The sequence below is a fragment of the Dyella sp. KRB-257 genome (assembly GCF_049445995.1).
Lineage (GTDB): Bacteria > Pseudomonadota > Gammaproteobacteria > Xanthomonadales > Rhodanobacteraceae > Dyella_A.
The window spans coordinates 1-19255 of the sequence record NZ_JBMSDZ010000032.1 but is presented as its reverse complement, the minus strand read 5'-3'; the positions used below and the strand labels follow the sequence as shown (position 1 = coordinate 19255).

Here is a 19255-nt window from a genome sequence, read left to right as displayed (position 1 = left end):
ATGTCCCGAGCCTCCCTGCTGCCGCTGGCCCTGCTGGCCGGCCTGACCCTGCCGGCGTTCGCCGGCACTGCACCGGTCGATCCGCGCATCGATCGCCTGCTCACCGAGCTGGGCAAGGTGCGCGACATCCATGCCGTGCAGCTGTCGCCCGACGGCCGGCAGCTGGCGTGGGTGGTGGACACCGCCGGCAAACCCGCGGTGATGCTGGCGAAGGCCAACGGCCATGACGCCCATCGCCTGAACACCCGCGACGCGGCCGGCAGCTGCGGTGAATCGAACATCGCCTGGGCGCCGGATTCGCAGCACCTCGCCTTCCTCTCCGAATGTGCCAGCGTGGGCGCCAGCAAGGGCCATCCGGCCGTGGTGGTGGCCGACACGCAAAGTTCCGCCGCGCCGCAGAAGCTGGCGATACTGGACGGCTACGCGCACGCGCTGCGCTGGTCGCCGGACGGCCATGCCCTGGGCTTCCTCTACGTCGAGGGCGCCACCCGCGCGGCCAGCGCGCTGGCCGCGGCCAAGCCGGCCGCCGGCGAGATCGGCGTGGACGGGCTGGAAGTGCAGCGCGTCGCCGCGGTGCCCGCCAGCGGCGGCGCCATGCGGATGCTCACCCCGGCGCCGAGCTACGTCTACGAATTCAGCTGGTCGCCGGACAGCCGCCGGCTCGCCTACGTCGCCGCACCGGCGCCGGGCGACAACAACTGGTGGATCGCCAGGCTGTACACGCAGCCGGCGAAGGCCGGCGCCGCGCCCCGTGCACTGGTCGACACGCGCACCGTGGAAGGCCCGCTGCACGGCCTGCAGATGGCGCTGCCGCGCTGGTCGCCGGACGGTTCGCGGATCGTCTTCATCGGCGGCCTGATGAGCGACCAGGGCGCGACCGGCGGCGATCTCTACGCCGTGCCCTCGACCGGCGGCGCGGTCACCGCGCTGACCCCGGGCATCAAGGTCACCCCGGTGTGGTTCGGCTGGACCGGTGCCGACCGCCTGCTGGTGACGCAGATCCGCAACGGCCGCAGCGAGGTGGCGCAGTACGCCATCGACGCCCGCCACGCGGCGGCGCAGGCGCCGCTGTTCGCGCTGGACGCCAGCCTCGGCGACGGCACCGCGGCGATGGGGCTGTCGCTGTCGGCCGACCATGCGAAGGTCGCGTTCGCGCAGAGCTCCTACGCCGCCGCGCCGGAAGTGCATGCCGGCCGGCTGGGGCGCACGCCGCCGCCGGCGGTCACCGCGATCAACGCCTCGCTGAAGCCGTCGTGGGGCAAGGCCGAGTCGGTCGAGTGGGACAACGAGGGCCGGCACGTGCAGGGCTGGCTGCTGTACCCGGCGCACTACGACGCGAAGAAGTCCTACCCGATGATCGTCACCGTGCACGGCGGTCCGGCCAGTGCCGTGCTGCCGCGCTGGCCGGCGGTCGGCTTCGGCGGCGTGCCGTTCTCGGCGCTGGACTACTTCGTGTTCATGCCCAACCCGCGCGGCAGCTACGGCCAGGGCGAGGCCTACGTGCAGGCCAACCGCAAGGACTTCGGCTACGGCGACCTGCGCGACATCCTCGCCGGCGTCGACGCCATCGAGAAGAAGCTGCCGGTGGACGACCAGCGCCTGGGCCTCACCGGCTGGAGCTACGGCGGCTTCATGAGCATGTTCGTGCCGACCCAGACCCAGCGCTTCCGCGCGGTGGTCGCCGGCGCCGGCATCGCCGACTGGCAGAGCTACTACGGCGAGAACCTGATCGACCAGTGGATGATCCCGTACTTCGGCGCCTCCGTGTACGACGATCCGGCGGTGTACGCGAAGAGCTCGGCGATCCACTTCATCAAGCAGGTGAAGACGCCGATGCTGATCGTGGTCGGCGACCGCGACGCCGAATGCCCGGCACCGCAGTCGTTCGAGATGTGGCACGCGCTGCGCACGCTCGGCGTGCCCACCTCGCTGGTGGTCTACCCCAACGAAGGCCACCACTTCGTCGACCCGGCGCACCAGCGCGACGTGCTGCAGCGCGCGCTGATGTGGTTCGAGAAGTACCTGCCGCCGGGCGGCTGAGCGAACCGCTCAGAGGCTGAGAAAAATTCGACCGCCGTAGCGAGAGCGCCGCCAAGCGTTCGTGACAAGGTGCGCTGGGCGCCAATCCGGGGAGTTTGGTGAGCCAAATGACCCGGATTGGTGCCCAGCGCGCCGCCGGCACGGCGTTTGGCGGCGGTCGCAGTAGGCGGGCGATTTTTCTCAGCCGCTCAGAACAGCTGACCCTGCGGCGACGGCAGGCGCGGGGGCACGAAGCGCGTGGTGTCGAGCTGGAGATCGCGCGCGCGGCCGAAGCGGTGTTTGCGGCAGGCCACCTCGAAGCGGCGCTTGAGCAGGTCGGCGAACACGCCCTGGCCGCGCATGCGGGTGCGCAAGTCGCTGTCGTAGTCGCGCCCGCCGTTCATCTGCTGGATCAGGCTCATCACGTGGGCGGCGCGGTCGGATGCGTGCAGGGCGAGCCATTCGCGGAACAGCGTCTTCAGCTCGTACGGCAGCCGCACCACGGTGTAGCCGGCGCAGCGCGCGCCGGCATCGGCAGCGCGTTCGAGCACCGCTTCCATGTCGCGGTCGTTGAGCGCGGGGATGATCGGCGCCACCAGCACGCCCACCGGCACGCCGGCTTCTGCCAGCGCGCGGATGGCCTGGATGCGCCGGTGCGGCGCGCTGGCGCGCGGTTCGAGTTTCGCCGCGAGGCGGTTGTCCAGCGAGTTGACCGAGACGAATACCTGCACGAGGCTGGCCCTGGCCATCGGCGCAAGCAGGTCGAGATCGCGCTCCACCAGCGCGTTCTTGGTGACCAGGGTGCACGGATGGCCGCATTCGGCCAGCAGTTCCAGCGCGGCGCGGGTCAGCCGCCAGCGCTTCTCGATCGGCTGGTAGGGATCGGTGTTGCTGCCGATGTTGATCGGCTCGACGCGATAGCCCGGGCGCGCCAGCTCGTGGCGCAGCACCTCGGCGAGGTTGCCCTTGGCGCGCAGCTTCGTCTCGAAATCCAGGCCCGGCGACAGGTTGAGGTAGCTGTGCGACGGCCGCGCGAAGCAATAGATGCAGCCGTGCTCGCAGCCGCGGTACGGGTTCATCGCCTGGGTGAAATGGATGTCCGGCGAGTCGTTGCGGGTGATCACGCTGCGCGCGCGCTCGTCGGTGACCTCGGTGCGCGGGCGGGGCGCATCCTCGTCGAGCAGGGCGCTCTGCCAGCCGTCGTCCTCGGCGTGGTGGCGGATCGACTCGAAGCGCCCTTCGGGATTGGAGGCGGCGCCGCGGCCTTTGAAGGCACGGGGAGCGGAAGGGTCGGACGGCTGGGGCATCGACACAGCGTAGCGTGCGGGCATCTCAGCGAACGCGACATGCCCTGCGGCGCGATGCGGCGGACATGATCGCCGTCACGGGGAAGCAGATTCATTGCTGGCCTTTGCGCAGGCGCGGATCTCGTCCGGTGCGCGGAGCGAATCGCTCTCCGGCTACGATCTGCAGCAACTGCGCGAGGGCAAGCCGCCGCTGGAACGCTGACCGGCGCGCCGATGCCGGTGTGGCGTGAAAAAGCCACGCCTCGCGGCGTGGCTTCTGCTTTTCACTCCGGATGCGGTGTCGACAGCGGCCGCAGCCGCCGTCGACGGAGCGCGATCAGAAGTTGTACTTCGCGCTGAGCGACACCTGGCTGCCCTTGGTGCTGGTGGTGGCATTGGGATTCGCCGCCGTGGTCGTGTCGATCTTGGAGTACAGGTACTCCGCGCCGAGCTCGTAGGCGCCGGAGGTGTAGATCAGGTTGATCGCCGCCTGGTTGTTCTTCAGGCGACCCACCGAACCGCGGCCCAGCCACTGCACCACGTCGCTGCGCTTGGGCTTGCTGGAGGCGTAGAACACGTTGGCGCTCCAGTTCGGGGTGAACTTGTAGCCCGCCTGCAGATAGCCGCCCGTCTCCTGGATGTCGCCGAACTGGACCAGTCCGCCGAACACCTGGCCCAAGCCCTTGCCAGTGTAGATGTTGCCCTTGAACATCCAGTTGCCCGGATGCCAGTTGCCGCCCACTTCGAAGGCTTCGCTGTCGATGGTGGTGGCAATCGGGGTGGGTGCCGTGCCGTCCACGCCGCGCAGGTCGATCTGGGCGTAGTGGGCCACGAAGTAGGCCAGCCAGTCCTTGTCCTGCACGTGCAGGCGGGCCTGCAGCTGTGGACGGAACCCGGCATTGCCGGCGGTCAGGTAGTTGATGTTGTCGCCCGGGCCGCTCCAGTTGCCGTTGAAGGCGCCCAGATCAAGCCGCCACTTTGGGCCATCCGCGCCGTGGTTGAGGTCCTGCATCCACACCGCGCCGGGGAAGCGCCAGCCGATCATGCCGGTGCCGTAGCCGAGCGGGAAAGCGATATGAGTGACCGAGGCCGGCACGTTGTCCAGCGGGAACAGCAGATCCCACTGCTGGCCGATGCGTATCGTGCTGCCGCTGGAGACGTTGGTCAGATCCATCCACGCCTGGCGCAGGCGCGGGGTCGGCTGCGACATCGAGTAGGGGCCGGTGCCGTTGAAGCCGCCGAAGAAGTCCATCTCGATGTGGCCGCCGCCGGACCAGTTGTCGTTGAACTTGGCGCCGGTGAAGTCGAGCCAGAAGCGGGTGCTGCGGATGTCCATGCCCATGCTGCGGCCGTGGGTACCCGGGTTCGGGAATTCGGCGTTCTGGCCGTTGCCGAAGGTGAACGCCTTGTCCTGCGAGAAGGCGGTGGCGGCGACGAAGCCGTGCAGGGCCACCGACACACCCGGCGCGCTGCTGAAGACCGGCTTGGCGGCCGGTGCCGGCGCCGGCGCGGCGGCAACCTTCTCGATCTGCTGTTGCTGCGCCTGCTGGTTGCCGGCGATCTGCTGCAGGCTCTCACGCAGGGCCTGCAGTTCCTTCTGCTGCTGGTCGAGCTGCGCCTGCTGCTTCTGGATCAATGCCTGCAGCGCCTTGACGTCGGCCTGCTTGGTGGCGGCGAACGACGGACCGGCAAGGGCCAGGCCCAGCGTTGTCGCAATGGCGAAGAACATCGGCTTGTGTTTCATGGTTTTCCCCATTTGAAAGACCGTCGACAGCGAGTCCGCGCAGCAGTTGTACCGATTGCGCAACCATCGCCTGATCATGTCGAAAAGATTATAGGAGCGTTAAACCACGTGGATAGCGCTTTTCCCGTGTTGCCACTAAGACTTTGGTCGCCCTCGCCATCGGTGCTTGGCCAGTCATGGCGGTTATGCCGCCCCCCTGCGACGAGCTGCCACAGGGGGGCGGCGGGCGGGCGTCAGGCATGGATGTCGACGTCCTTGGTTTCTTTCACGAACAGGGCGCCGATCACCACCGTCATCGCGGCGATCACGATCGGGTACCAGAGGCCGGCATAGAAGTCGCCGGTGGCCGCCACGATGCCGAACGAAACCGAGGGAAGGAAGCCGCCGAACCAACCGTTGCCGATGTGGTAAGGCAGGCTCATCGAGGTGTAGCGGATGCGGGTGGGGAACATCTCCACCAGCCAGGCCGCGATCGGGCCGTAGACCATGGTCACGTAGATCACCAGGATCCACAGCAGCAGCAGCACCATCGGCTTGTTGATGGTCGCTGGATCCGCCTTGGCCGGATAGCCGGCGGCATTCACCGCCGCACCCACGGCTTCACTGAAGGCCTTGTTCTGCGCCGCGAAGTCGGCCTTGGCCAGCTGGCGGCCATCGAACGAGGTGAAGTCCTTGCCGCCGACCGACACCACCGCCACCGTGCCGGGCGCCGCCGAAACGTTCTCGTACGGCACGCCGCGCTTGGCGAGGAAGCTCTTGGCCACGTCGCAGGAGCTGGTGAACACCTTCTTGCCGATCAGGTCGATCTGCAGGCTGCAGTCCTTCGGGTCGGCGGTGACGCGGATCGGCGCCGACGCGCTGGCCGCCTCGATCGCCGGGTTGCCGTAGTGGGTGAGCCCCTTGAAGATCGGGAAGTAGGTGAGCGCCGCCAGCAGGCAGCCGGCCAGGATGATCGGCTTGCGGCCGATCTTGTCCGACAACGCACCGAACACCACGAAGAACGGCGTACCCAGCAGCAGCGCGCCGGCAATCAGCAACTGCGTGGTGATGGCGTCGATCTTCAGCGTGGAGCCGAGGAAGTACATCGCGTAGAACTGGCCGCAGTACCACACCACGGCCTGACCGGCGGTGGCACCGAACAGGGCCAGGATCACGATCTTCAGGTTGCCCCAGCGCGCGAACGACTCGGTCAGCGGTGCCCTGGAGTGCTTGCCCTCGGCCTTCATCTGGGTAAACACCGGCGACTCGGCCAGTTGGAGGCGGATGTACACCGACACTGCCAGCAGCACCGATGACAGCAGGAACGGGATGCGCCAGCCCCAGGTGTCGAACTTCGGACCCAGCATCTCCTTGCAGCCCAGAATGATCAGCAGCGACAGGAACAGGCCGAAGGTCGCGGTGATCTGGATGAAGCTGGTGTACAGGCCGCGCTTGCCGTGGGGCGCGTGCTCGGCCACGTAGGTGGCGGCGCCGCCGTATTCGCCGCCCAGGGCCAGACCCTGCAGCAGGCGCAGCGCGATCAGGATCACCGGTGCCGCCACGCCGATCTGCTCGTAGCCCGGCAGCACGCCGACCAGGAAGGTCGACAGACCCATGATCAGGATGGTGATCAGGAAGGTGTACTTGCGTCCCACCAGGTCGCCGACGCGGCCGAACACGATGGCGCCGAACGGACGCACCGCGAATCCGGCGGCGAACGCCAGCAGGGCGAACACCAACTGACTGGCCTCGTTGAGGCCGGAGAAGAACTGCTTGCCGATGATCACGGCGAGCGAGCCGTAGAGATAAAAGTCGTACCACTCGAAGACGGTACCCAGGCTGGATGCGAAAATCACCCGCTTGTGGCTGACGTCGAGTGCGCTGGATGCATCGATGCCGGTAGTGGCCATGCTGTACTCCCCCCTCATGGTTGAAACACTCCGCGCGTAGCGCGAGACGGTGCCACGTTACCGCGGCATGAACACTCGGCCCCCCCCCTAGACATCCCGCATGGCGGGTCGGAGCGACCGCAACGGCGCCGCGCCCTTTGGCAACCGGACCACCGCACGACCCGCTCCGCGCAGGCTCCGGGCTAAAGCCTTGATACGCCACGATGACGGGCCGAGCATGGTGTTGTTGCGCCGCACGCAGCTATACGGCTTTGGTCGAGAATCGACCAAAGTCGAAGCGCGGCACGCACGATGCGCCGACACCGTCGCGGCTACACTCGAAGGCCATGAAACGGCGATTGCGCGAGGCGCGCCCCCGCCATCCGTTCCCGAGGAGCCCGCCATGTCCAAGCTGCATCCGGTCACGCCCGAATTCGCCGCCCGCGCCCGCGTCAATCGCGAGGATTACCACCGGCTCTACGCCGAGTCGGTGAACGATCCGGCGGCGTTCTGGGGACGCATTGGACAGCGCGTGGACTGGATGAAGGCGCCGACCAAGATCAAGAACACCTCGTTCGATCCGGCCAATCTGCATATCCGCTGGTACGAGGACGGCCAGCTCAACGTGGCCGCCAACTGCCTGGACCGCCACCTGGCCGAGCGCGGCGACAAGACCGCGATCATCTTCGAAGGGGACGATCCGAACGACTCGCGCCACATCAGCTACCGCGAGCTGCACGCCGAGGTGTGCAAGTTCGCCAACACGCTCAGGCATCTCGGTGTGCAGAAGGGCGACCGCGTGGCGATCTACCTGCCGATGATCCCCGAGGCGGCGATGGCGATGCTCGCCTGCGCGCGCATCGGCGCGGTGCACTCGGTGGTGTTCGGCGGCTTCTCGCCCGATTCGCTGGCCGGGCGCATCGCCGATTCGCAGTGCAAGGTGGTGGTGACCGCCGACGAAGGCGTGCGCGGCGGCAAGAAGATTCCGCTGAAGGCCAACGTCGACGCCGCGCTGGAGCGTCCCGGCACGCACAGCGTGGAGACCGTGGTGGTGGTGCGCCGCACCGGCGCGGCAGTGCCGATGCAATCGCCGCGCGACCGCTACTGGCACCACCTGATGGACGGCCAGAAACCCGACTGCGCGCCCGAGCCGGTGGACGCCGAGCATCCGCTGTTCATCCTCTACACCTCCGGCTCCACCGGCAAGCCCAAGGGCGTGCTGCACACCTCCGGCGGCTATCTGGTGTACGCCAGCTACACCCACGAGCTGGTGTTCGACCTGCGCGAGGACGACGTCTACTGGTGCACCGCCGACGTCGGCTGGGTCACCGGCCACAGCTACGTGGTGTACGGGCCGCTGGCCAACGGCGCCACCACGGTGATGTTCGACGGCGTGCCGAACTACCCGGACTTCCGCCGCTTCTGGCAGGTGATCGACAAGCACAAGGTGAGCCTGTTCTACACCGCGCCCACCGCGATCCGCGCGCTGATGCGCGAGGGCGAGGGTCCGGTCAAGGCCTGTTCGCGCGCATCGTTGCGCGTGCTCGGCTCGGTCGGCGAACCGATCAATCCGGAAGCGTGGGAGTGGTACTACCGCGTGGTCGGCGACGCGCGCTGCCCGATCGTGGACACCTGGTGGCAGACCGAGACCGGCGGCATCCTGATCACCCCGCTGCCCGGCGCCATCGACGCCAAGCCCGGCTCGGCCACCCTGCCCTTCTTCGGCATCAAGCCGGCCATCGTCGACGCCAACGGCGAGGTGCAACCGGGCGCCTGCGAGGGCAACCTGCTGATCACCGATTCGTGGCCGGGCCAGATGCGCACCGTGTACGGCGACCATCAGCGCTTCATCGACACCTACTTCAGCGCCTACCCCGGCAACTATTTCACCGGCGACGGCGCGCGCCGCGACGAGGATGGCTATTACTGGATCACCGGCCGCGTCGACGACGTGATCAACGTCTCCGGCCACCGCATCGGCACCGCCGAGGTGGAGAGCGCGCTGGTGGCGCACCCGAAGGTGGCCGAGGCGGCCGTGGTCGGCTGCCCGCACGAGATCAAGGGCCAGGGCATCTACGCCTACGTCACCCTGGTGGCCGGTGAAACCGGCACGGACGAGTTGCGCAAGGAACTGGTGGCGTGGGTGCGCAGGGAGATCGGTCCGATCGCCACCCCGGACTACCTGCAGTGGGCGCCGGGCCTGCCGAAGACGCGCTCGGGCAAGATCATGCGCCGCATCCTGCGCAAGATCGGCGAGAACGCACCCGACCAGCTCGGCGACATTTCCACGTTGGCCGATCCGGGCGTGGTGAAGAACCTGGTCGACGAGCGGTTGATCAAATGACCCCTGTAGGAGCGCACCCCCCGATCGAGTCGAGGGCAGGCTCTGTGCGCGAAGGCTCTTTGCCCAGCTTGCCACGAGAGATCGCGCACAGGGTGCGCTCCTACACCGAGATCCCATGCCCGACGTCCTGATCGCCGACGACCATCCGCTGTTCCGCGATGCCCTGCGCCGAGCGGTGATCACCGCGCTGCCCGACGCGCAGACCCACTGTGCCGACAGCGTGCACGCGCTGCTCGGCCTGATCGAGCAATACCCGGAAGCCGACCTGCTGCTGCTGGATCTGCACATGCCTGGCGCTCGCGGCTATTCGGCATTGGTGCACATCCGCGGCCAGTACCCGGGCCTGCCGACCATCGTGGTGTCCGGTCACGAGGAGGCGCAGGTGGCGCGCCGGGCGCTGGCGCACGGCGCCTCCGGCTACATCCCCAAGTCCACGCCAGGCGACGAGATCGTCCAGGCGATCCATGCGGTATTCGAAGGCGACACCTGGCTGCCGCACCAGCTGGTCGGCGGCGAGATCGCGCTGAAGCACGACGAGGCCGACATCGCCGCGCGCGTCGCCTCGCTCACGCCGCAGCAGTTCCGCGTGCTGACGATGATCGCCGAGGGCCTGCTCAACAAGCAGATCGCGTGGGACCTGGGCGTCTCCGAAGCCACGGTGAAGGCGCACATGACCGCGATCATGCGCAAGCTCGGTGTCAACAACCGCACCCAGGTGGCACTGGCCGCCAGCCAGTTGGCGGTGGATCCGGGCGCGATGCAGGCGCTACCGGATGACGAGTCCGAGTAGCCGCACGATCGGCCAACGCTGCGGCAGGCATTCGTCGTGCCGCGGGTGGCGCGTGATGATCAGTCGTTGCTGGCGTGCTTGCGCAGCAGCGCGCCGAGCAGCGCGCGCAGGACGGCCGGGCGCACCGGCTTGTGCAGCAGCGGATAGCCAAGCTCTCGCGCGCGCTGTTTCAACTCGCTGCTGCCGTCGGCGGTAATCATTGCCACCGGCGGCAGCTTGCCCAGCCGCATGCGCAGGTGCTGCAGCGCCTGCAGGCCGTCGATGCTGTCGGCGAGGTGGTAGTCGGCCAGCAGCAGGTCGATGCCGCCGCTGCGCAGTTGCGCCTCGGCCTGCGCCACGTCCTCGGCGAGCCGGCAATCCACGCCCCAGCGCTTGAGCAGGGCCTGCATGCCGTCGAGGATGGTTGGATCGTTATCCAGGCACAGCACGGTGAGCGCCAGCGGCTCGCCGGTCGGCAGCCGCGGTGCCACCGCCGGCCGGCGCGGCACGGCCGCCACGCGCGGCACCACGCAGGCGAAGCAACTGCCCTTGGCCACGCGCGAGGCAAGCTCCAGGCGGTGGCCCATGATGGCCGAGATGCGGTCGCAGATCGACAGGCCCAGGCCCAGGCCCTTCTCGCCCCACGGCGAGGGGCGCTGCAGGCGCTGGAATTCGTCGAAGATGTTGGCGCGCTGCTCCGGCGCGATGCCGGGGCCGGTGTCCCACACCTGGATGCGCACCTCGTCGCCATGGCGACGCGCACCCAGCAGCACGCCGCCGGCACGGGTGTAACGCAGCGCGTTGGAGAGGAAGTTCTGCAGGATGCGCCGCAACAGCTGCGGGTCGCTGCGGATCGACAGGTGGGTCGGCACCACCCGCAGGCGCAGTCCGCGCTGCTCGGCGACCACCGCGAACTGCGCCTTGAGCGAGTCGAACAGGTCGGCCAGCGCGAAATCGCTGTACTCGGGCCGATAGCGGCCGGCATCGAGGCGGGAGACGTCGAGCAGCGCGTCGAGCAAGTCTTCCGCCGCGCGGAACGAGGCGTCGATGCGCTCGGCCAGCCGACTGGATTCCTCATCGAGCGCCGGCTGCTGGCGCAATGCCGAGGTGAACAGCCGCGCGGCGTTGAGCGGCTGCAGCAGATCGTGGCTGGCGGCGGCCAGGAAGCGGGTCTTGGACACCATCGCCGATTCCGCCTCGCGCTGCGCGCGCGCGGTCGCTTCCAGTGCCTCGCTCAGTTCGGCGGTGCGCTGCTCCACGCGCTGTTCGAGGGTTTCGTTCGCCTCTCGCAACGCCAGTTCGGCGTGCTTGTAGGCGGTGACGTCGGTGTAGGTGGTGACGTAGCCGCCGCCCGGCAGCGGGCGCCCGCGCATCTCGATCACCGTGCCGTCCGGCCGCACCCGCTGGAACAGGTGCGGCGTGCCGGCGCGCAGGTGGCCGATGCGCTTGGCCACGTGCGCCTCCACCTCGCCCGGACCGCACTCGCCGTGTTCGGCGTTCCAGCGGATCAGGTCGGCCACCGGCACGCCGATGTAGACCATGCCGTCGGGGTAGCCGAACAGTTCCAGATAGCGCCGGTTCCAGGTGACCAGGCGCATCCGCGCGTCGACCACGCTGATGCCCTGCGAGACGTTTTCCAGCGTGGTGGACAGCAGCTCGCGGTTGAAGCGCAGCTCCTGCGAGGCCTCGTCCATCAGCGCCATCGCCTCGGCGATGTCCAGCCCGGAACCGGACAGCGCGCCCATCAGGATGCGCCGCGCGCTGGCCGCGCCCACCGCGCCGGCAAGCAGGCGCTCGGTGTACTGGATCAGGGCGCGGTCGGCCGCTGCGCCCGGCTCCAACGCCTTGCCATGGCGCAGGCCGTATTCGCTGAACGCGCGCTGCGCGCTGCGTTCGCCGACGATGCGCCCGGCGATGGTCATCAGGTCGCCGACGGCGACGCGTCCGCGCCAGTTGGCGCTGCCGCTGCTGGCGGCGATGTAGGGATCGACGAACATCGCCGCGTGGATGCGCTCGGCCAGCGAGGGGCGGAAACGCAGCGAGATGAAGATCAGACACGCCACGTTGACCAGCAGCGACCAGAACGTGCTGTGCATCACCGGGTCCCAGCCGCTGAGATGGAACAGCGCCTGCGGGCGCAGCCACTCGATGCCGAACGGCCCCCGCTGCAACCAGGCCGCGCTGCGGTCGACCGCCGGCAGCAGCAGGGTGTAGATCCATACCGCGAAGCCGGCGAGCAGGCCGATGGCCACGCCGGCCTGGCTGGCACCGCGCCAGTACAGCGCAGCAACGATCGCCGGCGCGAACTGCGCCACGGCGGCAAAGGCGAGCAGGCCGGTGGCGGCGAGGTTGGCGTTGCCGGCGACGATCCGGTAGTAGCCGTAGGCCAGCAGCACCAGCGCCACGATCGCCACGCGGCGGATGCGCAGCAGCAGCAGTGACAGATCCTGGCGCTGTTCCAGGCGCAGCCGGCGAATGCGCAGCAGCGCCGGCATCACCAGGTCGTTGCTGATCATTGTGGACAGCGCGACGGTGGACACGATGACCATGCCGGTGGCCGCCGAGAAACCGCCGAGGAAGGCGATCAGCGCCACGCCGCGATCGCCGTGGGCCAGCGGCAGGTTCAGCACCCAGGCATCGGCCAGCCCGCTGCGCACCGCCGGCAGGTTCATGCCGGCCGCCACGATCGGCAGCACGCACAGGCTGATCAGCAGCATGTACAGCGGGAACATCCAGCGGGCGCGGCGCAGATCGCGCGGATCCTCGCATTCCACCACGCCGATCTGGAACTGCCGCGGCAGGCAGAACATCGCGCAGAACGCGAGCAGCGTCTGCGCCAGGAAACCCGGCGACTGGCTGTGTGCGAGCGGTGCGTGCGGAAGCCTGAGCATGTCCTGCAGGCCCGGGCCGTGCCACAGCGCGTAGACGCCCAGCCCGAGGAAGGCCAGCAGCTTGATGACCGACTCCAGCGCGATCGCCAGCATCATGCCGTGGTGGTGCTCGCTGGCATCGATGCTGCGCGTGCCGAACAGGATGGCGAACGCGGCCAGCAGCAGCGCACACCACAGCGCGCTGTCGGTCGATGGCACGATCGCGTTCGGCCCGGTCTCCGACAACACGTCCAGCGACATCGATATCGCTTCGAACTGCAGCGCCAGGTAGGGGATCACCGCGGTCACCGCAATCAGCGCTACCAGCGCCGCTAGGCCGTGCGACTTGCCGAAGCGCGCACCGATGAAGTCGGCGATGGTGGTGGTGTTGCGCTGGCTGGCCACCGTCACCAGCCGGCTCATCAGCCCGAAGCCGAGGATGAACAGCAGCGCGGGTCCCAGATAGATCGGCAGGTAGGCCAGACCATCGCGGGCCGCCGTGCCGACGGCGCCATAGAACGTCCACGACGAGCAGTACACCGCCAGGGCGAGGCTGTAGACCAGCGGACGCAGCCATTGCTTGCTCGGGTAGAGCGGCTGGCGATCGCCTTTCCAGGCCACCGCGAACAGCACGCCCACGTACAGCGCCGCAACCACCAGCAGCAGCCATCCAGAGATCACGTCCAACCCCTCGCCCGATGTGTGCGCTTCCACCGCGCGATGCGTCGATCCTTGTGTGCACGGCGACCGGGGCGGCACCATGCCCGCATGTCCGATCACCCCACGCCTACCGCCCTCACGCTAGCAGAGGGCCTGCACGATGACGAGATTCACGTCTGGTCGATGCGATACGAGCGGGCGGGCGGGCGGGCGCCCCTGCGCCGTCTGCTGGCCGTCTATCTCGACCTCCGCGCCGAGGACGTCACCCTTGTGGACACGGTGCACGGCCGTCCCGAACTGCACGGCGCGCATCGCGGCCGCTTGCGCTTCAACTGGTCGCACAGCGCCGATCGCGCGCTGGTGGCGATCGCGCGCTCGGTGCAGCCGGGGATCGACCTGGAGCATCGTCCGCGTCGCGCCGACCGGAACGTGCTGGCGCTGGCGCAGCGTTTCTTCGCGCCGGTCGAGGCCGACGCGCTGGGCGCCCTGCCCGCCGACGAGCGGGCAGCGGCGTTCCTGCGCCTCTGGACGGTCAAGGAGGCCGTGCTCAAGGCGCAGGGGCGTGGACTGGCATACGGCCTGCATCGCGTGGTGGTGGATCTGGGCGGATCCGCGACCGCACGAGTGCATCTCGACGCGGACTCGGTGGCAGCATGGCAGGTGCGCGAGCTGACGCTCGATCCGGACTGGGTGGCGGCCCTCGCCTGGCGCGGTCCGTCGATGGCGGTGCGCTGGTGCGGCCAGGCGCGTTGATCGACGGCCGTCGGGTTGGCGTACTCTTGGCGTCCGCCGCGGCGTGCCTGCCGACGCGCGGTCATTTCCGTGACTGGTGGTTAGCGTCCCATGACCCTGCTCAGCGTCAACCTCAACAAGATCGCCGTGCTGCGCAATTCGCGCGGTGGCGATGAACCATCGCTGGCCCGCGCCGCGCATACCTGCATCGAGGCGGGATGCGGCGGCATCACCGTGCATCCGCGGCCGGACCTGCGGCATATCCGCCCCGATGACGTGCGCCTGCTGGCGCAACTGCTGCGCGGTCGCGTCGAGTACAACATCGAGGGCAATCCGTTCGCGCCGGCGCGTGGCGACTATCCCGGGCTGCTCGCGCTGGCGGCGGAAGTGCGGCCGACCCAGGTCACCCTGGTCCCGGACGACGACGGGCAGATCACCTCCGACCACGGCTTCGACCTGGCGCGTGACGCGGATCGACTGGCACCGCTGGTGGCGGCATTGCGGGAGCTGGGCTGCCGCGTGAGTCTGTTCGTCGATGCCGGCACCGTGCAGTTCGAGGCGACCGTGCGCATCGGGGTCCAGCGCATCGAGATCTACACCGGGCCCTACGCGCATGCGTTTGCCCGCGGGCAGGTGGCCGCCGAACTCGCTCGCTGCGCGGAGACTGCCCGGCGGGCGCAGCAGGCAGGGTTGGCGGTCAACGCCGGACACGATCTCAGCCAGGCCAACCTGGGCACCTTCAAGGCCGCGATTCCGGGACTGGCGGAGGTGTCCATCGGCCACGCGCTGATCGGCGAGGCGCTGTACGACGGACTGGCACCGACCGTCAAACGCTACCGCCAGATCCTGGATTGATGGATGGATGGATTGCGATCGCGGCGCCGGCATCCGGCTGCGACCGGCCCTGAAACGAAAACCCCCGCGCGAGGCGGGGGTCTTGCGTCTTGCGGTCCGCCGTGGCGGGACGATCACTGCTCGGTGAACCCGATCTTGGTCAGGCCGTAGCTCTTCGCATCCGCCAGTGCGCGGGCGACATACTCGTAGGCCACCACGTCGTCCGCGTTGATCTGGATCTCCGGCTGGTTGGTCTGCTGCGCGATCACCGCCATCTGGGCCCGCATGCCGTTCTCGTCGACCGGCACATCGTTCCAGTACAGCGCACCGGACGCGTCGATCCTGAGGCTGATCGGATCCAGGTGGTCCGTATCCGGCGGCGGGTTGTTGGTCGGTTGAGGGAGATCGATCTTCACGTCGTGCGTCACGATGGGCGCGGTCAGCATGAAGATGATCAGCAGCACCAGCATCACGTCCACCAGCGGCGTGACGTTGATTTCGGACATCGGACCCTTGCCGCTTCCCGTACTGAAAGCCATGGTCGTTACTCCTTGCCCGTCGTGATGAAGCCGACGTGGACCATGCCCTGGCCCTTCGCATCAGAGAGGATCTTCTTCACGATCTTGTACTCGGTCGTCTTGTCGGCGCGGATCTGGAGTTCCGGCTGCGGTGACTTGGAGGCCGCGACGGCCAAGGCCGCCTTCAGCTGGTTCTCGTCGACTTCCCGGTCGTCCAGATACATCGCGCCGTCAGCCGTCACGGCCAGATCCATCGGCTCGAAGTGCTTGGCGTCGGTCGCCTTGGGATTGGCCGTGGGTAGCTTGACGTCAATCCTGTGGCTGGCCAGCGGTGCCGTGATCATGAAGATAATCAGCAGCACCAGCATCACGTCCACGAGGGGCGTGACGTTGATTTCCGACATCGGACCGCCGGAACTGTCACCGGTGCTCATTGCCATGGGTCAGGCCCTCACTTGCCTTCGACGCGGGCGCCGGTGGCGAAGAAGTCGTGCAGGTCGTGCGCGAACTCGTCGAACTGCGCGTAGGTGAGGCGATTGGCGCGGTTGAAGAAGTTGTAGGCAAGCACGGCCGGGATCGCGGTGAACAGACCGATCGCGGTCATGATCAGCGCCTCGCCCACCGGACCGGCCACGGCCGTCATCGAGGCGTTGCCCGCCGCGGCGATGCCGATCAGGGCGTTGTAGATGCCCCACACCGTACCGAGCAGACCCACGAACGGTGCGGCCGAGCCGACCGTGGCGAGCAGGGTCAGGCCGCCTTCGAGGCGCAGGCTCTCACGCGCCACCGCCTGACGCAGTGCGCGGTCGATGAATTCCGAGCGGCTGAGCGTCTGGGCCAGGCCGTTGCCGGCGGCGCCGGCCTGCTGGTGGTGGGCCACCGCCGAAGCGGCATCGAGCGCGATCTTCGAGAATGGTTCGCTCTTGGGCTGCGCTTCGAGTTCGCGGATCGCGTCCTGCGTCGAGGTGGTGCTCCAGAAGCCGTCGATCACCTTGTCGGCACGCGAGCGAACCATCGCGTTGCGGATGGCGTTGGCCACGATGAAGTACCACGAGGACACCGACATGATCACGAGCGTGATCAGCACGATCCAGCCGAGCGGATCGAGGTTGTGGATGAGGTCGCCGAAGCCCATCTGCTTCATGGCTTCGGAGTTGGTCAGTGGTGCAGAGGTCTGTTGGAACATAACGCTACCCTTGGGAAGTCAAGCGTGAACTGTAACTGTAATGGGGATTACAGCTGATTGAGGTTGAAATTGACCGGGACGCGGGCATAGCCCTCCACCTTCTGACCGTTGCGGATCGTCGGGTTGAAACGCCAACGGCGTGCCGCATCCATCGCGGCGCGATCCAGCTCGCGGTAGCCGCTGGAGACGTCCACCTTGACGTCCTTTACCGAACCGTCGACGCCCACGAGTATCAGCAGCGTGACCGTGCCCTCATGCCGCTGGCGAATCGCCTGTGGCGGATAGCGCGGCTGCATGCGGCTGTTGTAGCTCAGATCCTGGCTGGCCGTGATGTCTGCCGGCGGCGCCGGTGGCGCAGGCGGCGCAGGCGGAACCGGCGGCGCCGGGTTGTTCGTCACCTCATCCACGGCCGGCGGCGGAGCCGGCGGCGGCGGTGTCGGCGGCGGTGTCACCTGCTTGATGATCTTCGGCGGCGGCTGCTTGGGCGGCTCCGGCGGCGGCGGCGGCGGCGGCGGCGGCGGCGGCGGCGGTTCGATGAAGTTCACCTGGACAACCTTATCCTTCTCTTTCTGTGCCTGCTTCGGCGGCGCCATCGGCGCCACCAGCATCAGAAACGCGAAGGAATGCAGCGCGATGGCGGCTGCCAACGCCCAGGTGCGCCTCCAGTTGAACGACTTGTTGTCGAATTCTTCGTTGCGTGAGGCCATCTGTCACTATCTTGAAGCGAGTCGATCGGTGGGCGTTTGCCGCAGTGCTGGGCGCGTCATTCGTGCATCAGGGCAACGAATGACGACACTCATTTTGCGCGCGGAAAGATTTCAACGTTACATCAGCACAAGGTATTTGTATAGTTCCCGGGAGCAGGGTTTGGACGTCCATTTGCGTCCAGGGAACAGAACCTTGGCCTTACACCTTGGCCTTACTTGGCTCCAGCCTTCTTCAACCAGTCCCTGGCCTTGGCAGCGGTTTCCGGATCCTGCGCTGCATGTTTCATGGCGGCAATCGCACCGGTCTTGTTCTTCAGACCGCGCTCGACCTCGGCGAGCAGCATGTAGGCCGAGCCCTTGTGCTTGACGCCCTTGGCGATGCCCTGCTGGATCAGCGGACGGGCTTCGCTGTACTTGTTCTGTGTCACCAGCAGCTGGCCGGCGCGCACCGCTGCCTCGCCATCGGTGGCCATCGGGATGGCTTTCCTGTAGGCCGCGATCGCCTTGCTCTCGCTGCCGGCTATGTAGTTGGCATCGCCGAGCAGCTTGTAGTTCTCGTACGTGGCCGGGACGATGCCCTTGGCCATGCCATCGTCGATGGTCTGCGCGGCCTTGACGGCGTCCGGCTTGGGATCGTTCGCCGTCTGGCCCGTGACGAGATAGAGCTTGGCCAGATTGATGTAGTCCTTGTCGGACTTGAGCGCCCCCTGCGTCTTGGCCTTCTCCATCAGTGCGATGGCCTCGGGGTACTTCTGGGCCTGCATCATCACGGCCACGGCGTTGTTCAGTGCGGTGGTGTCGTTCGGATTGGCGGCAAGCTGCTGTTCGGCCAGCTTGGCCGCCTGGTCGCTCTGGCCCGACTCGGCGTAGCTGGCCATCAGGATCTGGTTCCAGCTGCCGTGCGGCTTGTCGGTCATCGACAGCGCCTGCTTCATGGCGGCGATCGCCTCGGGATATTTCTGCAGGCGGTAGTAGGCGTTGCCTTCCAGCGCATGCGATTCGGCGGTGTCCTTCTTGCCCTCGCTGCGCCACTTGGCCAGCGTGTCGAGGGCGGCCTGGTACTGCTCGTCGGCGAGCTGGAACTGGGCCAGTTCGTATTCGAGCTGGAAGTAGGTGTCGTTCGGAATCACGCCCTTGTCGAGCGCCTGGGTCAGCAGGGAAATGGCCGACTTCAGGTCGCCGGCGTTGTACTTCAAGCTGGCCAGGCCCTGCAGGGCGAGCGCCTGGGCGTACTTGCTCTTGCTGTGGTCGAGGATCGGCTGCAGCAGTTCGCTGGCCTTGGCGGCATCGCCGCCATTGACCGCCTCGAGACCGGCGTTGAGCGCCTTCTGCTCCTTGGGGCTGGTCAGGTCGAGTTTCGGCTCCTTGCGCGTCGCGTTGGGGTACAGCGACTCCTTCTTGTCCTTGTCGGCGTGTGCATGCGCCATGGTCGGCGCAGCAGCGATGGTGAAAGCGAGGGTTGCACCTGCCAGCAACTTGAACAGGGGGGCATGCTTCATGGCTGTCCTCATGTCGGATTTACGCATGAACGCGCGTAAGGGGATTCCGAAGACTAACGGTACATGCAATCGATAACAAGACGCGGCGCCGCATGTGTAGCTGCCAGTTAGTAGTGTCCCCTTCCTGCAAGTTACAAGTGTCCCCTTTTCCGTCGAGGGGGTGACCGTGGAGGTGGGGATGACGCAACGTGAGGTGGAACGGGCAGGCTTGATCGCCGA

14 protein-coding genes are annotated in these 19255 nt (G+C 67.6%); 5 read left to right on the top strand and 9 right to left on the bottom strand.

Going from position 1 to position 19255, the window contains the following annotated elements; genetic code table 11:
- Window positions 1-2040 (top strand): S9 family peptidase, encoded by a 2040-nt coding sequence (locus ACO2Q2_RS16265; protein WP_423257282.1) that lies wholly within the window; start codon window positions 1-3, stop codon window positions 2038-2040.
- 188 nt (window positions 2041-2228) lie between these two features.
- Here ACO2Q2_RS16265 and ACO2Q2_RS16260 read toward each other — a convergent pair whose 3' ends face one another.
- The 3 genes from ACO2Q2_RS16260 to ACO2Q2_RS16250 form a co-directional block, all read right to left on the bottom strand.
- Window positions 2229-3326: a PA0069 family radical SAM protein gene (locus tag ACO2Q2_RS16260; protein ID WP_423257280.1), complete on the bottom strand. Its 1098-nt coding sequence runs from the start codon at window positions 3324-3326 to the stop codon at window positions 2229-2231.
- A gap of 316 nt (window positions 3327-3642) precedes the next feature.
- Window positions 3643-5049: a hypothetical protein gene (locus ACO2Q2_RS16255; protein WP_423257278.1), complete on the bottom strand. Its 1407-nt coding sequence runs from the start codon at window positions 5047-5049 to the stop codon at window positions 3643-3645.
- Window positions 5050-5282: 233 nt separating this feature from the next.
- Entirely contained in the window at window positions 5283-6938 is a 1656-nt protein-coding gene (locus ACO2Q2_RS16250) for an MFS transporter (protein ID WP_423257276.1), read from the bottom strand.
- Between the two features lie 382 nt (window positions 6939-7320).
- Between ACO2Q2_RS16250 and acs the strand changes: the two genes are divergently transcribed.
- Both acs and ACO2Q2_RS16240 read left to right on the top strand, forming a co-directional pair.
- Entirely contained in the window at window positions 7321-9261 is a 1941-nt protein-coding gene (gene acs, locus ACO2Q2_RS16245; protein WP_423257274.1) for an acetate--CoA ligase, read from the top strand.
- A gap of 115 nt (window positions 9262-9376) precedes the next feature.
- Window positions 9377-10051 carry a response regulator transcription factor gene (locus ACO2Q2_RS16240; RefSeq protein ID WP_423257272.1) on the top strand — a complete coding sequence of 225 codons (675 nt, stop codon included), beginning with the start codon at window positions 9377-9379 and terminating at the stop codon, window positions 10049-10051.
- 59 nt (window positions 10052-10110) lie between these two features.
- Here ACO2Q2_RS16240 and ACO2Q2_RS16235 read toward each other — a convergent pair whose 3' ends face one another.
- Complete coding sequence (locus tag ACO2Q2_RS16235; RefSeq protein WP_423257270.1) at window positions 10111-13581, bottom strand: NahK/ErcS family hybrid sensor histidine kinase/response regulator; 3471 nt, start codon at window positions 13579-13581, stop codon at window positions 10111-10113.
- A gap of 87 nt (window positions 13582-13668) precedes the next feature.
- Here ACO2Q2_RS16235 and ACO2Q2_RS16230 point away from each other — a divergent pair, with 87 nt between their 5' ends.
- Together ACO2Q2_RS16230 and ACO2Q2_RS16225 are read left to right on the top strand one after the other, a co-directional pair.
- Window positions 13669-14313 (top strand): 4'-phosphopantetheinyl transferase family protein, encoded by a 645-nt coding sequence (locus ACO2Q2_RS16230; RefSeq protein WP_423257268.1) that lies wholly within the window; start codon window positions 13669-13671, stop codon window positions 14311-14313.
- 90 nt (window positions 14314-14403) lie between these two features.
- Window positions 14404-15147 (top strand): pyridoxine 5'-phosphate synthase, encoded by a 744-nt coding sequence (locus ACO2Q2_RS16225; RefSeq protein WP_423257266.1) that lies wholly within the window; start codon window positions 14404-14406, stop codon window positions 15145-15147.
- Window positions 15148-15260: 113 nt separating this feature from the next.
- Here ACO2Q2_RS16225 and ACO2Q2_RS16220 read toward each other — a convergent pair whose 3' ends face one another.
- From ACO2Q2_RS16220 to ACO2Q2_RS16200, 5 genes are all read right to left on the bottom strand, one after another.
- The gene (locus ACO2Q2_RS16220; protein WP_423257264.1) at window positions 15261-15665 is read right to left on the bottom strand and encodes an ExbD/TolR family protein; all 405 of its coding nucleotides are present in this window, start codon (window positions 15663-15665) and stop codon (window positions 15261-15263) included.
- 5 nt (window positions 15666-15670) lie between these two features.
- A complete protein-coding gene (locus ACO2Q2_RS16215) occupies window positions 15671-16084 on the bottom strand; it encodes an ExbD/TolR family protein (protein ID WP_423257262.1) in 414 nt (137 codons plus the stop codon).
- 11 nt (window positions 16085-16095) lie between these two features.
- Window positions 16096-16830, bottom strand: coding sequence for a MotA/TolQ/ExbB proton channel family protein (locus ACO2Q2_RS16210; protein WP_423257260.1), 735 nt, complete (start codon window positions 16828-16830; stop codon window positions 16096-16098).
- Window positions 16831-16877: 47 nt separating this feature from the next.
- A complete protein-coding gene (locus ACO2Q2_RS16205; protein ID WP_423257258.1) occupies window positions 16878-17537 on the bottom strand; it encodes an energy transducer TonB in 660 nt (219 codons plus the stop codon).
- A 212-nt stretch (window positions 17538-17749) separates the two neighbouring features.
- Window positions 17750-19036, bottom strand: coding sequence for a tetratricopeptide repeat protein (locus tag ACO2Q2_RS16200; RefSeq protein WP_423257256.1), 1287 nt, complete (start codon window positions 19034-19036; stop codon window positions 17750-17752).
- Window positions 19037-19255: the final 219 nt, after the last annotated feature.